Origin of the sequence: Kocuria sp. CNJ-770 (assembly GCF_001942375.1) — a bacterium.
Lineage (GTDB): Bacteria > Actinomycetota > Actinomycetes > Actinomycetales > Micrococcaceae > Kocuria > Kocuria oceani.
In genome coordinates this window covers 18,332-32,393 of sequence record NZ_MKJW01000166.1, presented here as the reverse complement: position 1 = coordinate 32,393, position 14,062 = coordinate 18,332, and the positions used below count along the sequence as shown (strand labels likewise).

13 protein-coding genes are annotated in these 14,062 nt (G+C 74.1%); 2 read left to right on the top strand and 11 right to left on the bottom strand.

Going from position 1 to position 14,062, the window contains the following annotated elements:
* The first annotated feature begins 16 nt into the window (after nucleotides 1–16).
* On the top strand, nucleotides 17–1,276 hold the full coding sequence (locus BJF77_RS19015; protein WP_047804462.1) for an ABC transporter ATP-binding protein: 1,260 nt from the start codon (nucleotides 17–19) through the stop codon (nucleotides 1,274–1,276).
* Nucleotides 1,277–1,355: 79 nt separating this feature from the next.
* Here BJF77_RS19015 and BJF77_RS19010 read toward each other — a convergent pair whose 3' ends face one another.
* Nucleotides 1,356–2,006: a hypothetical protein gene (locus BJF77_RS19010; protein WP_075873145.1), complete on the bottom strand. Its 651-nt coding sequence runs from the start codon at nucleotides 2,004–2,006 to the stop codon at nucleotides 1,356–1,358.
* A 281-nt stretch (nucleotides 2,007–2,287) separates the two neighbouring features.
* On the opposite strand from BJF77_RS19010, the gene BJF77_RS19005 reads away from it, so the two are divergent.
* The gene (locus tag BJF77_RS19005) at nucleotides 2,288–3,268 is read left to right on the top strand and encodes a hypothetical protein (RefSeq protein WP_075873144.1); all 981 of its coding nucleotides are present in this window, start codon (nucleotides 2,288–2,290) and stop codon (nucleotides 3,266–3,268) included.
* A gap of 141 nt (nucleotides 3,269–3,409) precedes the next feature.
* Here the strand turns inward: BJF77_RS19005 and BJF77_RS19000 are convergent, their stop codons facing one another.
* The 10 genes from BJF77_RS19000 to malQ form a co-directional block, all read right to left on the bottom strand.
* Complete coding sequence (locus tag BJF77_RS19000; RefSeq protein ID WP_047804465.1) at nucleotides 3,410–5,305, bottom strand: NHL domain-containing thioredoxin family protein; 1,896 nt, start codon at nucleotides 5,303–5,305, stop codon at nucleotides 3,410–3,412.
* A 40-nt stretch (nucleotides 5,306–5,345) separates the two neighbouring features.
* Entirely contained in the window at nucleotides 5,346–7,508 is a 2,163-nt protein-coding gene (locus tag BJF77_RS18995; protein WP_075873143.1) for a cytochrome c oxidase assembly protein, read from the bottom strand.
* Nucleotides 7,509–7,815: 307 nt separating this feature from the next.
* Nucleotides 7,816–8,394, bottom strand: coding sequence for a copper resistance CopC family protein (locus tag BJF77_RS18990; protein ID WP_047804467.1), 579 nt, complete (start codon nucleotides 8,392–8,394; stop codon nucleotides 7,816–7,818).
* Between the two features lie 171 nt (nucleotides 8,395–8,565).
* Entirely contained in the window at nucleotides 8,566–9,201 is a 636-nt protein-coding gene (locus tag BJF77_RS18985) for a hypothetical protein (RefSeq protein ID WP_075873142.1), read from the bottom strand.
* Nucleotides 9,202–9,536: 335 nt separating this feature from the next.
* On the bottom strand, nucleotides 9,537–9,821 hold the full coding sequence (locus BJF77_RS18980) for an HU family DNA-binding protein (protein ID WP_047804493.1): 285 nt from the start codon (nucleotides 9,819–9,821) through the stop codon (nucleotides 9,537–9,539).
* A gap of 72 nt (nucleotides 9,822–9,893) precedes the next feature.
* Nucleotides 9,894–10,199: a 30S ribosomal protein S14 gene (rpsN, locus tag BJF77_RS18975; protein ID WP_047804469.1), complete on the bottom strand. Its 306-nt coding sequence runs from the start codon at nucleotides 10,197–10,199 to the stop codon at nucleotides 9,894–9,896.
* Nucleotides 10,200–10,203: 4 nt separating this feature from the next.
* Nucleotides 10,204–10,371, bottom strand: coding sequence for a 50S ribosomal protein L33 (gene rpmG / locus BJF77_RS18970; RefSeq protein ID WP_017832642.1), 168 nt, complete (start codon nucleotides 10,369–10,371; stop codon nucleotides 10,204–10,206).
* A gap of 1 nt (nucleotide 10,372) precedes the next feature.
* Nucleotides 10,373–10,609: a 50S ribosomal protein L28 gene (gene rpmB, locus BJF77_RS18965; RefSeq protein WP_047804470.1), complete on the bottom strand. Its 237-nt coding sequence runs from the start codon at nucleotides 10,607–10,609 to the stop codon at nucleotides 10,373–10,375.
* A 258-nt stretch (nucleotides 10,610–10,867) separates the two neighbouring features.
* Nucleotides 10,868–11,767 (bottom strand): SGNH/GDSL hydrolase family protein, encoded by a 900-nt coding sequence (locus BJF77_RS18960; protein ID WP_075873141.1) that lies wholly within the window; start codon nucleotides 11,765–11,767, stop codon nucleotides 10,868–10,870.
* A 41-nt stretch (nucleotides 11,768–11,808) separates the two neighbouring features.
* Nucleotides 11,809–14,019, bottom strand: coding sequence for a 4-alpha-glucanotransferase (gene malQ / locus BJF77_RS18955; protein WP_047804471.1), 2,211 nt, complete (start codon nucleotides 14,017–14,019; stop codon nucleotides 11,809–11,811).
* Nucleotides 14,020–14,062 lie beyond the last annotated feature (43 nt).

The following is a 14,062-nucleotide window of genomic DNA, read 5'->3' as shown; positions in this document are numbered from 1 at the left end:
AAGGACTGAGTCCCAGATGGCATCCATCACCCTCAACCACCTCGTCAAGAAGTACGGCGACGGCTTCCCCGCGGTCAACGACGTCTCCATCGACATCGCCGACGGCGAGTTCCTGATCCTCGTGGGGCCCTCCGGCTGCGGCAAGTCGACGCTGCTGCGGATGATCGTGGGCCTCGAGGACATCACCTCGGGGGACCTGCTGATCAACGGCCAGCGCGTCAACGAGAAGGAGCCGCGGGAGCGGAACCTCTCGATGGTGTTCCAGAACTACGCGCTGTACCCGCACCTGACCGTGTACGAGAACATCGCGTTCCCGCTGCGGCTGTCCAAGGGCAAGTTCTCCGACGAGGAGATCGACCGCAAGGTGCGCGCCGCGGCCTCGACCCTGGACCTCGACGAGCACCTCGAGCGCAAGCCGGCCAACCTCTCCGGCGGTCAGCGCCAGCGCGTGGCGATGGGCCGGGCCATCGTGCGGGACGCGGACGCGTTCCTGTTCGACGAGCCCCTGTCCAACCTGGACGCCAAGCTGCGCGGGCAGATGCGCACCGAGATCGCGCAGCTGCAGCGGCGGATGGGCATCACCTCCGTGTACGTGACCCACGACCAGACCGAGGCCATGACCCTCGGCGACCGGGTGGCGGTGCTCAAGAAGGGCATCCTGCAGCAGATCGCCTCGCCGCGGGAGCTCTACGAGCAGCCGGCCAACCTGTTCGTGGCGGGGTTCATCGGCTCGCCGTCGATGAACTTCCTCCCCGCGCACGTCCAGGGCAACGTGTTCGGCACCCCGCTGGGCGACATCCCGGTGCCCGACCACGCGGCCGGCAAGATGCCGCCGGACGGCTCCATCGTGCTGCTGGGCCTGCGCCCGGAGCACTTCGAGGACGCCAAGTTCGTGGACGAGGCGATCGCCGCCCGCGGCACGACCTTCGACGCCCGGTTCACCCACACGGAGTGGCTGGGCAACCAGCAGTACGGCTACATCCGGTACCAGCCCGACGAGGGTGTGCAGGCCAAGCTCAACGAGCTGGCGCAGGACCTGGACGCGGACGAGATGCAGCCGCAGCTCGTGGTCTCCCTCGACGCCACGTCCCGCATCCGCGGCGGCGCAGAGGGACGGATCTGGGTCGACACCCGCCGGATGCACGTCTTCGACCCCGAGAACGGGGAAAACCTCACCCGGGACGCGGAGGCCGGCGCCGAGCTGACCCGTGAGGCGGCCGAGGAGCGGCAGGCCGAGATCGAGCGCGCGCGTCAGGAGCTGGCTGCGGCCGGTTGAGCCAGCCCTGCCACCAGGACGAAGGAGCCTGCCCCGGCGTCGCCGGGGCAGGCTCCTTCGTCGTGGTGGCTCCCGTCCGTCAGCCCGTGCCGGGCAGGTCCAGCGAGAGCCATACGGCGAGCGCGAGAACGGCGATCACTGCCGCCGAGGACGCGGCCGAGCACAGCCGCTGGTGCCGCAGCCGCCACGGCACCAGCCGCGGCCAGCGCGCGGCGGCCTGTCCGGCCGTGAGCTGCTCCACGTGCGTGCGGGGCGCGTCCAGGGCCTCGGCGACCTCCCCCAGGGCGCGTGCGTCCCACACGTCGCCGTCCAGGGCGAACACGCGGCGGCCCGACCGGTCGGCCGCCCACAGGTGGGGCCGGCCGGCGCGCCGCGGGCTGTCGGCCGAGCGGTGCAGGGCGCCGACCGTGACCACGGAGTCGAGCCGTGCGAGCGGCGTGGCCGCGAAGCCCACGGTGCGGGAGCGCAGGAGGTGGCTGTCGGTCCGCACCACGAGCGCGGGGCGCAGCCGCAGCCAGCAGGCCAGGGCGGCCACCAGGACGAGTCCCAGCAGCACGACCGCCACGGCCGGGCCCGGCCGCTGGGACCAGAGCAGCAGCAGGAGCACCGCGCCGGCGAGCATCGGGGCGGAACAGGCCAGCAGGCGCCGGCCGTAGGAGCCCAGCCGCGGGCGGAGCACGGCGCGGACGGGACCGTACTTCTCTGGGACCTGCCGAACGGCATCGGCCATGGGATTCAGCTCCAGACGGGGACGGGGACGGAGAAGGGGCAGCAGAGGAGGACCGGGAACGACGAACGGGGCGGCGGGCGACGACGGCGTCGCGGGAGCGTGCACAAGGACGACGCACGGGGACGACGGACAGGGAGAGCGGACAGGGACGGCGCAGGAGAGCACGGCGCGGGAAGGGCCGCGGCACGCCAGCGTACCCGCCCGGGCGGGCCCGTGCGTCCCCGGCCGCCCGCGCGGCCCCGTGGCGGGCGGGCAGGAGGGGGATCGGTTAGCGTGAACGGATGGAGTCCAACGCCCGCGTGCTCAAGGCCCTCGGGGCCTGGCTGTTCCTCGTGCTGCTCGGGGTGGCCGCCGCCGCCGTCACCATCGCCCTGGTCAACAAGTACATGTACGGCCCCGAGACGGACGTGCGGGCCTACTTCGAGGACCTGCAGGACGGCGACGGCGGGCGGGCCCTGGGGCTGCTCAACGCCAGCGTGCCCGAGGCCAACGCCGCGATGCTCGACGGCGACCCGCTGGAGGCCGCGGCCGAGGAGCTCGAGGACCTCGAGGTGTCCACCGCGAGCAACGACGGCGAGCAGGCCGTCGTGCGCGCCGACTACAGCCTCGGCGGCGAGCGGCATAGCTCCGAGTTCAGCCTGCACCCGGTGGACACGCAGTGGGGCTTCTTCACGGTCTGGGCCTTCGACGAGACCCCGCTGCCCACGCTGACGGTCAGTCTGCCGGGCGTGACCTCCGTGGACCTCAACGGCATGTCCGTGGCGCTGCCCGACTCCGCCGGGGAGTTCTCGGCGTTCTTCCCGGGGACCTACACGGCCTCCTACACCTCCGAGCTGGTGGAGGCCGATCCGGTCAGCACCACGCTGACCGCCCCCGGCCAGGAGGCGGAGGTCGTGCTGGAGCCCCGGCCCACCGCGGCCCTCGAGGAGGAGGTGGACCGGCAGCTGAAGGAGCACCTGGACAGCTGTGCCGGGCAGAACACCCTCTTCCCCGCGGGCTGCCCGTTCTCCTACGAGTTCGACGGGCGGGTCCAGGGGGACGTGCGGTGGACGATCGAGTCCTATCCGGACCCGCGGATCGAGGTCGGCACGGAGAGCGGCGGCTGGTCCCTGGAGTCGGCGCGGGGCACCGCGCGGATCGAGTTCGACTCCCTGGACCTTTTCACCGGCGAGGTCGAGCGGCTCGAGCGGACGGTGCCGTTCGAGGTCGCGGCGGGCCTCGCCGTCGACGGCTCGACCGTGCGGGTCACCCCGCGCGGCTGACAGGGCCGCGCGGGACGGACCGGAACGGCGCGCTCCGGGGCGGCCGGCCCCCGAGCGGCAGGCCGCCCAGCGGGAGCCCCGGGGCCGTCCCGGGACCCCCGAGGAGGACGTCCCGGAACGGCGGCCCGCCGCCGGGCAGGCTCAGTTGACCCCGCGCAGGTCCAGGACGAGCTCGGTCTCCCCCTCGGTGTCCAGCACGAACGGGATCCCCCAGTCCTGCTGGTACAGGTGGCAGGCCGCGTGGTCGGGGATCTCCCCGCCGGGCTCGCCGTCGCAGGCCGCGGCGCGCGCGGTCAGGTGCAGGACGCCCTCGGTGACCCCGTCCGCGAGCACGAGCTCTCGGCGCAGGCCCTGCGCCGTGCCGGCGCCCGCCGCGAGCGCCCCCTCCGGGGAGGAGGAGATCTTCAGCTGCGTGGGGTCGCCCCAGCGGTCGTCGAGCTTCTGACCCGTCGGCGCCGCGAAGCGCACGTCGATCGTGAGTGCGCCCGGGGCCAGCTTCGTGCGGGCCCGCTGGGTCTGCGAGGCCCCCTCGTCCACGCGCTGGGCGGCGGCGGGGATCGGCACGCGGACCAGGCGGTGCGCGTTGGCCTCGACGACCACGAGCAGCGGCTCCCCGCCCGAGACGTCGAGCAGCACGTCCGAGGGCTCCGCGAGTCCGCGCGCCAGGGTGGCCACCTGCCCGGTCCGCGGGTCGTAGTGGCGCACGGCCCCGTTGTAGGTGTCGGCCACGGCCACGGAGCCGTCGGGCAGCTGGGCCACCCCGAGGCAGTGCTGCAGCCGCGCCTGCCCGGCGTCGCCGTCGCGGAAGCCGAAGTCGAACAGCCCCTCGCCCACGGCGGTCTCGACCGCCACGGCGCCGTCGTCGTCGAAGCGGAGCACGCGCAGCGCCGAGGTCTCCGAGTCGGCGATCCACACGTTGCCGAGGTGGTCCTCCGCGAGCCCGGAGGACTGGGCGAACCACGCCTCCGCGGCAGGCCCGTCCTTGAGGCCCTCGTCCCCGGTGCCGGCGAGCACGGCGAGCTGCCCGCTGCGCGGGTCGAAGGAGAACAGCTGGTGGGTGCCGGCCATGGCCACCAGCAGCCGGCCGGCCCGGGTGGACCACACGACGTCCCAGGGGGAGGACAGCGCCACGGTCAGCGGATCCGCGCCCGCGGGCACGGCGTTGGGCTCCGCACCCCGGGCACGCTCCTCGTCGAGGAGCCGCTGGACGCCGCTGCCGGCGACCGTGCGGACCGTGCCCGTGGCCAGGTCCACGCCGCGCAGCCGGTGGTTCACGGAGTCGGCGACGACCACGTCGTAGCCGACTGCGGCGCGGACGTCCTCGGGCAGCAGGGTCAGGCCCTGGGGCTCGGTGAAGCGGGCCGTCGCCGCGTCCCCGTCCTCGTGGCCCTTCTGCCCGGCGCCGATCACGCGCTGGACGGTCTCCAGGTCGTTGCCGAGCTGGACGAGGCGGTGGTGGCCGGTGTCCGAGACGAGGAAGGAGCCGTCCGGCAGCGGGAGCACCTTGCCGGGGAAGCGGAGGTCGCCCTCGGGCGCGGGGCGCGGGACGTAGGGGCCGTCGCCGCGGTGCAGGGTGCCGCGGGCCTCGTGCTCGGCCACGAGCTCCTCCACCAGGGAGACCAGTCCCTGCACGTGGCCCTCCCCGGACAGGTGCGCCACGATGTAGCCCTCGGGGTCCACCACCACGAGGGTCGGCCAGGCCCGGGCGGTGTAGGCGTCCCAGGTGGTGAGCTCGGGGTCGTCGAGCACCGGGTGGTGGACCTCGTAGCGGTCCACGGCCGCGGCCAGCGCCTCGGGGTCGGCCTCGTGCTCGAACTTCGGGGAGTGCACCCCCACGGTGACGAGGACGTCGGAGAAGCGCTCCTCGAGGGGCCGCAGCTCGTCGAGCACGTGCAGGCAGTTGATGCAGCAGAAGGACCAGAAGTCCAGGATCACGACCTTGCCGCGCAGGGCGGCGAGGTCCAGGTCCTGGCCGCCGGTGTTGAGCCAGGCGCGGCCCTGCAGTTCAGAGGCGCGGACGCGGGAGGTGAGGCGCATGGAGGTGGGGTCCTTTCGGGTGGGTGCGATGGGGCGGGGCTCAGCGGCGGGCGGCGCGGTCGTCGCGCTCCGCGAGCCGGGCCATCATGTCGTTGTAGGCCTTGAGCTCGGCGTCGTCGGTGCGGTCCGCCTGGCGGTCCACGCGGCGGTTCTCCTTGCTGCCGGCCAGCGCCCACAGGACGGCGACGACGACGGCGACGACGACGGTGGGGAACTCCCCGATCCCCCACATGAGGGCCCCGCCGAACTGCTGGTCCTCGATGGCCGACCGGCCCCAGTCCCGCCCGGTGTTGCCGAACCAGGAGGCCTGCAGCAGGGTGTCCGAGCCCATCAGGGCCACCCCGACGAAGGCGTGGTAGACCATCGTGGCGAGCAGCAGGATGAGGCGCATCATGTAGCCGGGACGGTACGGGATCGGGTCGCTGCCGATGAGCACGAGCATGAACAGGTACCCGGTGATCAGGAAGTGCGTGACCATGAACACGTGGCCCACGTGGTAGTGCAGCGTGAAGTGGAAGACCGGGGTGAAGTAGAAGACCACGATCGAGGCGGCGAAGTTCACGGCGGCGAAGATCGGATGGGTCACGATCCGGCCGAACGTGGAGTGCACGAGGCGCAGGATCCACTCGCGGGGCCCGCGGGTGCCGTCACGGCGGGGTTCCAGGGCCTTGAGCAGCAGCGAGACCGGGGAGCCCAGGACCAGGAAGATCGGCACCACCATGGTCAGGGCCATGTGCTCGACCATGTGCGCCGAGAACAGCACCCGGCCGTAGACGGCGACCCCGCCGGAGGTGACGTAGAACAGGGCGAGGAGGCCGGTCAGCCAGGACAGGGTGCGCAGCACCGACCAGGAGTCCCGGCGGCGGCGCACCCGCACGAACGCCCAGAGGTAGACGAGGGCGAGGAACAGGCACACGGCCAGCCACAGCCAGTCGACGCGCCACGTGGTGAACCAGGAGGCGGCGGTGGGCTCCGGCGGCAGCTCGTACCAGGTGAGGATCAGGGCCGGGGAGGCGTCCGGGGCCAGCTCCTCGGGCACCGGCGGAGCCGTCCGGGACAGGGCCACCGCGACCCCCATGACGGCGCCCATGAGCAGCAGCTCCCCGAGCACCAGCTGCCACACCGCGCGGCGGGCCGTGAGCCGGCCGGCCTCCAGCGCGGGCACCAGCCACCGGCGGTGGGCCAGCCCCGCGGCGCCCAGGGCGAGCGTGAGGGCGGCCTTGACGAGCACCAGGGCCCCGTAGCCGCTCGTGAGCTGGTCCCAGGACCCGATCCGCACCGCGGCGTTGACGGTTCCGGAGAGGAACACCAGGAAGAAGGCGCCGAACGCGACCGCGGAGAAGCGGCGCAGCACCACGGCCGCGATCGGTGCCCGGTCCCGGGGGCCGGCCACCGTCCGGCCGCGGGCGGCGCCCTCCGGCAGCGTGCCGGTGCCGGCGTCCGGGGCGCTCAGCTGCGGCGAGAGCCAGGCGAGCACCACCAGGCCGCCGGTCCACAGGCACACCCCGAGCAGGTGCAGGCCCAGGGAGTTGACGGCACCCATGTGGTCGTTGCCGCCCGCGGAGTGGCCGTTGAGGGCCATCGCCACGAGTGCCGTGCAGGACAGGGCCAGGGTGAGCAGCAGCCCGAGCCGCGCCCGGATCCCGAACACGAGGGTGGTCACCACGGCCGCCGCCACGACGATCGCCGTCTGCGCCTGGCCCGTGGGGATGTCCGTGGCGTAGTGCAGCAGCTGCTGGGTGTAGGTGCCGTCCCCGCCCACGGGCACGCCCGCGACGTCGGAGTAGGACAGCACGAGCACGGCCAGGGCCGCCACGGTCCACACCGCGGCCGCGGCCTCGGCCAGGCGCAGCGTCGTCGTGAACAGCGGGTGCTCCGGTGCCGCGTCCCCGCCGTCCGTGTCCGTCCGGGCGCGGCCGGCGCGCCGGGTGCTGGGCACGATCCCGACGGCGAACAGCAGCGCGCCGATCACCACGACCAGGGCGCTGTTGTGCACCAGCTCGGCGGCGGGCAGGCCCCAGCGCACCAGCGCCCCGGGATCGGCGGCCAGCCGGGCGGCGCCCGACCCGGTCCAGGCCATCGCCACGACGAGTGCCGTGAGGGCCACGACGGGCACGGCCGCGAGCAGCCAGGGATCCACCCCGCGTCCGCCCGCCGGCGCGGCGGTGCCGTGGTCGGCGCGCTCGGCCGTCCTCGTGCTCATGGTGCGTCTCCTTCTTCCGCGTCCCCCATAGGGGCGGCTCCGTCCATTGTCCCCCGCGGCGCAAATCCGCCCGGACCCGGGGGCAGCGCCCGGGCGCCGGTCCGGCGGCCCCGTCCGGGCGCCGGGCCCGTGCTGTGCCGGCCCGGCGCCGAGCCCGGTTCGGCGGCCGTCGCAGGGCTCCGGCCGGCTCGGGGAACCAGCCCGACCGCCGGCCCAGGAGTTCTGGCGGCTCCACGGCCCGGTCCGGGATCCTGCCGGCTCCGCCACCGGGCCGGGGACCCTGCCCCGCTGATGCCCGGCGGCCCGGTCAGTCCCCGCGGCGCCGCCGGGAGACGACGCTCACGGCGCCGAGCACGGCCAGGGCGACCGCCGCTCCGGCAACGGCGACCAGCCAGAGCGGGGTGTCCCCGGTCGAGGCCTGGGCCGCGGCGTCCTCGGCCGGCGGCTCGGGGACCTCGGCGGTGGGCGTCACGCCGGGGGACGGCTCCGACCCGGCGCCGACCTCGTAGGCGAAGGTGCCCTCGATCGGGTGCCCGTCGCTGGAGACGACGCGCCAGACGACCTGGTAGGTCTGGTCCTCCGCGCCGGGGTCGGTCAGGGGCTGGACGATCCGGTTCCCCTCGGTCTCGAGCGGTCCGTCCGTCACGGAGCGGCCCTCGGAGTCGGTGACCTGCACCTGGTGGCCGATGTCCATCACCTGCCCGGAGAAGGTCAGCTCGAGCTCCTCGGGGGCGGTCGTCAGGGTGGCGCCGGGTTCCGGGCTCACGCCGGTGAGCTCGTCGTGGGCGGAGGCGGGCAGGGCGGTCAGGACGGTGACGGCGCCCGCCGCCAGCAGCGCCGCGGCGCCTCGTGTGCTGGGTCGTGCGGTGTGTCGTGCGGTGCGCATGGGTGGTCTCTCCTCGAGGGGCCCGGGCAGGGCATCGGTCGGCTGTCGGTGCGGGGCGTCGGTGTGTGCCGTCGGCACGGTCCGCGGACCGGGACGGCCGGCGGCGTGCACGGGGGCGCCGCTCGTCCCGCCGCGGGCCGGTTCCGGGACCCCGCCGCGGCACCGGCCGGATCAGCCGACGGGCAGCGGGGCGGGTCCGGCCGGGAGCAGGAGCCGGCGCCGAGGCCGGGGCGGACCGCGGTGGGAGCGCACGGGGCGCAGCAGGGACTGGTCGGTGAGCGCGTGCGGGCGCCCCGGCCGCACCGCGCGCGGACGGCGGGCGACCACCGGGGAGGACAGGGACCGCCACAGCCGCCGGACCCGCAGCCGCAGCGCCTCCAGGAGGACCACGGCCGCGACCTCTCCGTGGCGCGTGAGGGCGTAGCCGGCGAGCGCGGCCAGCAGGTGGGCCGTGAGCATGACGGACCCGCCGTGCTCCGGATGGGGGCCGGCCTGCAGCACGAAGACGGGTCCGCCCCCGGCCGCCCCGTGGTGGGAGGCGCCCGGAGCGGCGCTGACGGTGCCCGACGCGGCGAACAGGGCGTGGAACAGGGACTGGCTGAGCAGCACGCTCAGCGCCAGCGCGGACCGGGACAGCGCCCGGCCCGCCAGCGCCATGCACAGCGGCCCGGACAGCGCCAGGGACAGGAGCACGAGCAGCGGCGGCGGGGGCTGTCCGCCCGCGACGGTGTGGGAGACCGCGGCCGCCGAGGTGGCGAGGGCCGCACCGGCCCAGCCGCGGGCGAGACGGCGTGCACGTGGGCTCACGCGCCCCCTCCCCTCGGATCGCCGGCCGGTCGGCTCGGTGCTCCCATTATGCGCGGCACCGCGAGGGCCGGGCCAGTCGCGGTGGGCCGGGCCCGGGCGCCCTGCAGTCACGACCCCGACCGGACCACGGCCCTCCGGCGCGGCGGAGAGGCCGAGCCGCCCCGGCCGGGCGTCCGGGCAGCACGCCGGAACGATCTCGCGCGGACCGGGCGCCGGGCACGAGGAGGACCGCGCCCGCGCACCGGGTCCCCGGCACGGCGAAGGGGCGGCCCCGGTGGGGGCCGCCCCTTCGGACGAAGCCATGGAGAAGGTCCAGGACGGACCCGCGGGTGTCCCTACTTCTTGGACACGGCCGCCTTGAGCTTGGAACCAGCGGTCAGCTTGACGCCGTGGCCGGCCGGGATCTCGATGGTCTCACCGGTCTGCGGGTTGCGGCCCGTGCGCGCGGCGCGGTCGGTGCGCTCGACGGCCAGCCAGCCCGGGATGGTGATCTTCTCACCGGCGGAGACGGACTCCTCGAAGACCTGGAACAGCGCGTCCAGCACCCCGTTGACGGCGGCGTTGGTGGTGCCGGCCTTCTCGGCGACCTCGGCGACGAGTTCACTGCGGTTCTTAGCCATGTTCATGTCCTCCTGGACTTGGGGTCGTGGGGAAGCGCGCGCCGGGAACCGGTCGCGCTCCTGCGTCAGAAATTACCAGCTGGACTTCGAGATGCCGGGCAGCTCGCCACGGTGCGCCATCTCGCGGAAACGGACGCGGGAGATGCCGAACTTCTGGATGGTGCCGCGGGGGCGCCCGTCGATCTGGTCGCGGTTGCGCAGGCGGACCGGGGAGGCGTCGCGGGGCAGCTTCTGCAGGCCCAGGCGAGCGGCCTCGCGGGCCTCGTCGGTGGCGTTCTCGTCGACCAGGGTCTTCTTCAGCTCGGCACGCTTCGCGGCGTAGCGCTCGACGACGACCTTGCGCTGCTCGTTCTTGGCGATCTTGGACTTCTTGGCCATGGATTCAGCGCTCCTCGCGGAAATCGACGTGCTTGCGGACGACCGGGTCGTACTTCTTGAGCACCATGCGGTCCGGGTCGTTGCGGCGGTTCTTGCGGGTCACGTAGGTGAAACCGGTGCCGGCGGTGGACTTCAGCTTGATGATGGGACGAACGTCCTTGTCCTTGGCCATGCTAGATCTTCTCCCCACGTGCGATCATGTCGGTCACGACAGCGTCGATGCCGCGGGCGTCGATGACCTTGATGCCCTTGGCGCTGACGTTGAGCGTCACGCTGCGCCGCAAGGACGGCACCCAGTAACGCTTCTTCTGGATGTTCGGGTCGAACCGGCGCTTGGTACGGCGGTGCGAGTGCGAAATGCTGTGCCCAAAGCCCGGCTGAGCTCCGGTCACCTGGCAGTGCGCTGCCATAGTGTTCTCCTCCAATGTTGACGAAATGACGGCACGCAGTGGGAGCCGCAGGATGATCACTCACCTGCGGCCGCGAGCGTCCCGTCACCTTCAGAATTGCCACCGTTCGCCAACCGGGCCCTCTCGTGAGACCCGCGGTCGGAACCGGCGAAGGCCTCGCCACGATGAAGACGGTGAAGATCAAGGTGCCGGACGGTGGACTCCACCCCACGACAGCCTTGAAGTCTAGGCCCGTACGGACTTCCCCGCAACCTGACGTCAGGCGTGACCAGCTTCTGGCCAGTCTACCGGCTCCCCGGACCCCCGCAAACCGGCGGCGCCGCGGGGGGCGGGCCCGGCGGGGACCACGTCCCGCGGGAACAGGGTCGTCCACCCGGGGTGCCGGGCGGCGACCGTGTCCCCGGAGGAGGTGCCCCGCAGCCGGCGCCCGATCCAGGGCAGCAGGTACTCGCGGGCCCAGTACAGGTCCTCCTTGAGCACACCCGGGCTGGCGGTGACGGGCAGCTGCTCCGTGGGCGGCAGCTCCAGCGCGTGCGCGACGCCGAGCAGCTCGAGCATCCGGGCGGCCACGTAGGTGTGCCCGGCGGCGGACATGTGCAGCCGGTCCACCGCCCAGTAGCGCCAGTCCTGCAGCGTGCGCATCCGCCAGTAGTCGAGCACCCGGCACCCGTGCCGGTCGGCGATCTCGCGGACGTGCTCGTTGTACAGGGCCTGCCGGGGACGGGTCCAGGACGTGGGCGCGTCCCGGCCGGGGTCGAAGGCCGTGAACAGCACCACCTCGGCGCCGGAGGCGCGCAGCCGGGCGACCGCCTGCTCGTAGACCTCCATGAGGGCGTCCACGTCCGCCCGCGGGCGGAGCATGTCGTTCCCGCCGGCGTAGAGGCTCACCAGGGTCGGCTCCAGGGCCAGGCACGCGTCCAGCTGCCCCTCGACGATCCCGCGCAGCAGGCGTCCGCGGACCGCGAGGTTCGCGTAGCGGGTGTCCGGGTGGGCGGCCGTCAGCTGCTCGGCCACGAGGTCCGCCCAGCCGCGCACGCCGTTGGGGCGGGCGGGGTCGGGGTCGCCCACGCCCTCGGTCATCGAGTCGCCCAGGGCCACGTACCGGATGGGCCGGGAGGGCGGGACAGGGGCAGGGCGGGACGCCGTCGGCTCCGTCATGCGGTGTGCTCCGTTCGGGGGGGGTGCGGGGCGGCCCGGGCTCAGGGCGCCGTGCGGTCGGTGTGCTGCGGCTGCGCCGGCTCCCCCACGCCCTGGAAGCGCGGACGGGTGCCGAGGGCCTCGTTGATCGCGCGGACCAGCGAGTTGGCCCGCGCGTTCTCCGGCAGCGTCTCGATCAGGACGGGGTTGCCCGCCCCGTCGGCCAGGGGGATCCGCCAGTTGGGGTACTCGTCGCCGGTGCCGGGCTGGTTCTGCATCCGCCGCTCGCCGACCGCGTCCACGAGGGAGACGTTGAACAGCAGCGCCGGCGCCTGGCCCAGCCAGCGGTGCAGCGCCTCGACCCGGGCCTGCTCGCCCGTGGCCCCGCCCTCGGGCAGGAGCCCGTCCGCGGCCACGGCGGCGAAGAACGTGTCCAGCTGCTTCCGGGCCTCGGCGCGCTCCTCCTCCACCGGGCGGGCCAGCAGACCGAGCTGCTCGCGCACGTCCACCTGCACCCCCTGGAGGAAGCCCGCGGTGGGCGGGAAGTCGTGGGTGCTGACGGAGGCCATGCTCAGCTCCCGGTACCGCGCCGGCGGCAGGGGCTCGTCGCCGTCCGTCTCGAACCACAGGATCGAGGTCCCGAGCACGCCGCGCTCGGCGAGGTACTCCCGCACCCACGGCTCCAGGGTGCCCAGGTCCTCGCCGACCACCACGGCCCCGGCGAGCTCGGCCTCGAGCGCCAGGATGCCCACCATCGCCTCGTGGTCGTAGTAGACGTAGGCGCCCTCGGAGGCCTGCTGGCCCTCCGGGATCCACCACAGCCGGAACAGGCCGAGGACGTGGTCCACCCGGATGCCGCCGGCGTGCCGGAAGATGGTGCGCAGCATGTCCCGCCAGGGCAGGTAGCCGGCCTCGGCGAGGCGCTCGGGGTGCCACGGGGGCTGGGACCAGTCCTGGCCCTTCTGGTTGTACATGTCCGCGGGCGCGCCCACGCTGACCCCGGAGGCCAGCACGTCCTGCAGCGTCCACGCGTCGGCGCCCTGCTTGTGCACCCCGACCGCGAGGTCGTGGATCACGCCGATGTCCATCCCGGCCAGGTGGGCGGCGCGCTGGGCGGACTCGAGCTGCTCGTCGAGCAGCCACTGCATCCACACGTAGAAGTCGACCCGGTGGGACAGCCGGGTCCGCGCCTCTGCCGCGTAGGGGGAGTCCGGGGCGGCGGCGACGTCGTCCCACTCGGGGGCGTCCTCGCCGAGCTCCTCCCGCAGCGCGCACCACAGGCCGAAGTCCTGCAGGCCCTGCCCGCCCTCGGCCACGAACCGGCGCAGCTGCTGCTGGCGGTGCGGGGAGCGGCGGACCGTGAACAGCAGCTCGAGGCTCTTCAGCTTGGCGGCGTACGCCTTGTCCCGGTCGATGGTGCTGGTGTCGAGGTTCTCCCGGCGCTGGATGGCCGCGAGCGTGTTGACCACCTCGAGGTCGGCCGGGCGCAGGTAAGCGTACTCGGGGACCTCGGCGATGCGCAGGTAGAGAGGGTTGAAGAAGCGGCGGCTGGTGGGCAGGTACGGCGAGGGCTCCACCGGCGGGGCGGGCTCGGCGGCGTGCAGCGGGTTGACCAGCAGGTAGTCCGCGCCCTGCTCCCCGGAGACGGCCGCGAGGCTCGCCAGGTCCGAGACGTCCCCCACCCCCCAGGAGCGCCCCGAGGTCACCGAGTAGATCTGCGCCATGTAGCCCCAGCGGCGCCGGCCGTGCAGCCGGTCGGTGGTGGAGAGCCGGCGCGGGGTCACCGCCAGCGGCGTGGTGACGGCCTGCCCGCCGTCGACGTCGGGGCACTCGGCCCGGACCTCGTACCAGCCCGGGCCGAGGTTCTCGGGGACCTCGAAGGTGACCTCCCCGGTGAGCACGCCGTCGACGTCGCGCGGGGAGCGCCAGCTGTCCGTCTGCGCGGCCGTGGTCCGGGTCCCGTCCTCCCCCACGAGGGAGACGTGCACGGCCGAGCCGTGCGGGACGTGGACAGCGAAGCGGGTGCGGGCGCCCTCGACGGCGACGACGACGGGCGGCAGCACCCGCCGCCACGGCGCCAGCTCCCGCCGGGCCAGGCAGGCCTCGACGGCGTCGTCGTCGCCGGCGTCGGCGCCCAGGGCGTCGAGGACGGCGCGCAGGGTGGCGGCCGGGACCTCTCGCTCCTGGCCGTCGAACCCGGAGTAGGTCGTGGAGACCCGGTACGCCTCGGCGAGCCGGTGCAGGGGGTCGGCAGTGCTGGTGGTGTCGGCCATGGGGACCACTCTAGCCAGAGCCCGCCCCGAGTCGCAGGGTGCT

Excerpts from the sequence above, each read along its gene's own strand:
- BJF77_RS18980 (WP_047804493.1), bottom strand. The coding sequence starts at position 9,821 with ATGGCTAAGAACCGCAGTGAACTCGTCGCCGAGGTCGCCGAGAAGGCC.
- BJF77_RS18995 (WP_075873143.1), bottom strand. The coding sequence starts at position 7,508 with ATGAGCACGAGGACGGCCGAGCGCGCCGACCACGGCACCGCCGCGCCG.
- BJF77_RS19010 (WP_075873145.1), bottom strand. The coding sequence starts at position 2,006 with ATGGCCGATGCCGTTCGGCAGGTCCCAGAGAAGTACGGTCCCGTCCGC.
- rpmG (WP_017832642.1), bottom strand. The coding sequence starts at position 10,371 with ATGGCCAAGGACAAGGACGTTCGTCCCATCATCAAGCTGAAGTCCACC.
- malQ (WP_047804471.1), bottom strand. The coding sequence starts at position 14,019 with ATGGCCGACACCACCAGCACTGCCGACCCCCTGCACCGGCTCGCCGAG.
- rpsN (WP_047804469.1), bottom strand. The coding sequence starts at position 10,199 with ATGGCCAAGAAGTCCAAGATCGCCAAGAACGAGCAGCGCAAGGTCGTC.
- rpmB (WP_047804470.1), bottom strand. The coding sequence starts at position 10,609 with ATGGCAGCGCACTGCCAGGTGACCGGAGCTCAGCCGGGCTTTGGGCAC.
- BJF77_RS18990 (WP_047804467.1), bottom strand. The coding sequence starts at position 8,394 with ATGCGCACCGCACGACACACCGCACGACCCAGCACACGAGGCGCCGCG.
- BJF77_RS19000 (WP_047804465.1), bottom strand. The coding sequence starts at position 5,305 with ATGCGCCTCACCTCCCGCGTCCGCGCCTCTGAACTGCAGGGCCGCGCC.
- BJF77_RS18960 (WP_075873141.1), bottom strand. The coding sequence starts at position 11,767 with ATGACGGAGCCGACGGCGTCCCGCCCTGCCCCTGTCCCGCCCTCCCGG.
- BJF77_RS19015 (WP_047804462.1), top strand. The coding sequence starts at position 17 with ATGGCATCCATCACCCTCAACCACCTCGTCAAGAAGTACGGCGACGGC.
- BJF77_RS19005 (WP_075873144.1), top strand. The coding sequence starts at position 2,288 with ATGGAGTCCAACGCCCGCGTGCTCAAGGCCCTCGGGGCCTGGCTGTTC.